Raw genomic sequence first — 2,520 nt, 5'->3', positions numbered from 1 at the left:
GCGGCGGGGTGCCGTCGCCGAAGGGTCGGCCGCCGAGGGCCTCCCGGCCGTGCGGGGTGAGCCAGTTCGCCAGGTCCGGGCCGAGCGGGACGACCCCGGTCGGATTGATGTCCCGGTGCACCTCGTAGTAGTGCCGCTTGATGTCGTCGAAGTCGACCGTGTCGCCGAACCCGGGGGTGGTGAACAGGTCCCGGGCGTACGCCCACAGCACCGGCATCTCGGCCAGCTTGCTCCGGTTGCACTTGAAGTGGCCGTGGTAGACGGGGTCGAAGCGGACCAACGTCGTGAACAGCCGCACGTCGGCCTCGGTGATGGTGTCCCCGACCAGGTACCGCTGCCCGGACAGCCGCTCGCTGAGCCAGTCCAGCCGGTCGAACAGCCGGTGGTACGCCGCCTCGTGCGCCTCCTGGCTGCCGGCGAACCCGCACCGGTACACGCCGTTGTTGACGTCGGCGAAGACCACGGCGTTGACCCCGTCGATCTCGTCGCGCAGCCGGGACGGGTAGAGCTCTGGCGCGCCCTCGCGGTGGTACTCCGTCCACTGGAGCGACAGGTCCAGGCTCATCCGGGCGTAGTCGTTGGTGACCACCTGCCCCGTTGGCACGTCCACCATCGCCGGCACGGTGATGCCCCGCTCGTAGCCGGGGAACCGCGCGAAATACGCCTCTTGGAGGCGTTCGATGCCGAGCACCGGGTCGCGCCCGCCGGGATCGCGGTCGAACGTCCAGCTCCGGGCGTCGTGGGTCGGCCCGGCCACGGCCATCGAGATGGCGCCCTCCAGGCCGAGCAGCCGGCGCACGATGATCAGCCGGTTGGCCCACGGGCAGGCGCGGCTGACCACCAGGCGGTAGCGGCCGGGCTCGACCGGCCAGCCGTCCCGCCCGTCGGCGGTGATCCGGGTGGTGATGTACCGCTGGTCCCGGGTGAACTCGCCGCCGGGCTCGACGTACTTGCCGCCGGTCGTCGTGCCTGCCTCGTCGCCCACATCGCCCCCTGGTGTCCGCCTCGTCGTCTCCGCCCCATCTTGGCCGATCCACCGCCGCCGGGCCTGCCGAGAACGAAGTTCGACGCGCGGGCGGTCCGCCCCCGGGGCCGCCGAGGGCGGTTGACCGTGTTCCCCGGGCCGCCGGGGCGGTTGGGCGCGTGCCCGGGTCCGACGAGGCGGATCACCGTCCGGCGAAGGCGGGGCGGCCTGCCCGCGTGGCTAGGCTTTTCGGGTGAACGACGTGGAGGCGGCGGCCCGACGCTTCATCGCCGACGTGTGGAACGCCCAGCGCGAGGAGTCCGCGTACGAGCTGGTGGCGGCGGGGTGCCCGGGGCTGGGCGGGACCGGCCCGGAGGCGGCCCTGGCCTGGCACCGGCAGCGGCGGGCGGCCTTCCCCGACCTGCGCTACAAGATCGTGGACGTGTTGGCCGCCGATGGCCGGGTCGCCGTACGCTGGCGGGCCGCCGGCACCCAGGCCGGACCGTTCGGCCCGGTGCCGCCCACCGGGCGGGTGGCGAGCTTCTCCGGGGCGACGTTCCTGCGCTTCGATTCGGCGGGGCGGATCGTCGACGTGTGGCACGCCACGGAGCTGTTCCAGCTTCTCCAGCAGCTCGGCGTCGAGATGCTCCCGCCGGTCACCGGCCCCTGAAGCCGCCGCCGGCCCGTGCGGCGTGATCGGTCACAGGTGCCGGGGCGTGATCCGGGCGATCGACAGGTTCACCGGGAACGGCTCGCCGGTGTCGACGAACTTCGTCCAGCGACCGGTTCCCGTGTACACCTCGTTCACCGGATCGAACCGGTTGGTGTGGACGACGTCACCAGCACGTCCGGGACAAGGAGCGGGGCGACCGTCCTCGGGCAGCCCGTCGAGGTCGTCGGTCGTCCACCCGCCCTCGGGCGGGAAGTCGCTCTGCAACGCGGCGGTCATGGGACGGGTCCTTCCCGGCGTGTCGTTCTCCCCGCCGTCACCGTAGCGCGCGAAGGGCCGGGTGGTGGTCGCGCGCACCGGGGGGCACAGGGCAGGATGGGCGCATGGGCGAGATGAACGAGCGGGGCGTGCCCGGCGAGGGGCTGGTGAAAGGGCTGGCGGTCACGCTGCGCACGATGACGCGCCGCTCGACCACGCAGCAGTACCCGGACGTCGCCCCCGAGCTGCCGCCCCGATCCCGGGGCGTGATCGCCCTGCTGGCCGAGAACTGCACCGTCTGCATGCTCTGCGCCCGCGAGTGCCCGGACTGGTGCATCTACATCGACTCGCACAAGGAGGAGGTGGCGGTGCCCGGCGCCGCCCGTCCCCGCCAGCGTAACGTGCTCGACCGGTTCGACATCGACTTCTCGCTCTGCATGTACTGCGGCATCTGCGTCGAGGTCTGTCCCTTCGACGCGCTCTACTGGTCGCCCGAGTTCGAGTACGCCGAGTACGACATCCGGGACCTGCTGCACGACAAGGACCACCTCGGCGAGTGGATGGCCACCGTCCCGCCGCCGCCCGCGCACGACCGCAACGGCGAGCCGGCGAAGGAGGAGGCCACCGC

4 protein-coding genes are annotated in these 2,520 nt (G+C 72.5%); 2 read left to right on the top strand and 2 right to left on the bottom strand.

Annotated features, from left to right (window positions below):
• Positions 1-985 (bottom strand): glutathione S-transferase family protein (locus E1258_RS31915; RefSeq protein WP_132407610.1); only part of this gene is annotated, 985 nt, incomplete at its 3' end.
• Between the two features lie 232 nt (positions 986-1,217).
• Here E1258_RS31915 and E1258_RS31910 point away from each other — a divergent pair.
• Complete coding sequence (locus E1258_RS31910) at positions 1,218-1,634, top strand: ester cyclase (RefSeq protein WP_132407608.1); 417 nt, start codon at positions 1,218-1,220, stop codon at positions 1,632-1,634.
• A gap of 30 nt (positions 1,635-1,664) precedes the next feature.
• Here the strand turns inward: E1258_RS31910 and E1258_RS31905 are convergent, their stop codons facing one another.
• Complete coding sequence (locus E1258_RS31905; RefSeq protein ID WP_132407606.1) at positions 1,665-1,913, bottom strand: hypothetical protein; 249 nt, start codon at positions 1,911-1,913, stop codon at positions 1,665-1,667.
• Between the two features lie 104 nt (positions 1,914-2,017).
• On the opposite strand from E1258_RS31905, the gene E1258_RS31900 reads away from it, so the two are divergent.
• Positions 2,018-2,520 (top strand): NADH-quinone oxidoreductase subunit I (locus tag E1258_RS31900; RefSeq protein WP_132407604.1); only part of this gene is annotated, 503 nt, incomplete at its 3' end.

It is taken from the genome of Micromonospora sp. KC207 (assembly GCF_004348615.1).
Taxonomy (GTDB): domain Bacteria; phylum Actinomycetota; class Actinomycetes; order Mycobacteriales; family Micromonosporaceae; genus Micromonospora.
Note: the sequence above shows the minus strand (reverse complement) of the source record. Positions and strands in the feature narration are given on the sequence as shown.

What these genes read in the sequence shown, in the direction of transcription:
- E1258_RS31905 (WP_132407606.1), bottom strand. Translation starts at nt 1,913, where the DNA reads ATGACCGCCGCGTTGCAGAGCGACTTCCCGCCCGAGGGCGGGTGGACG.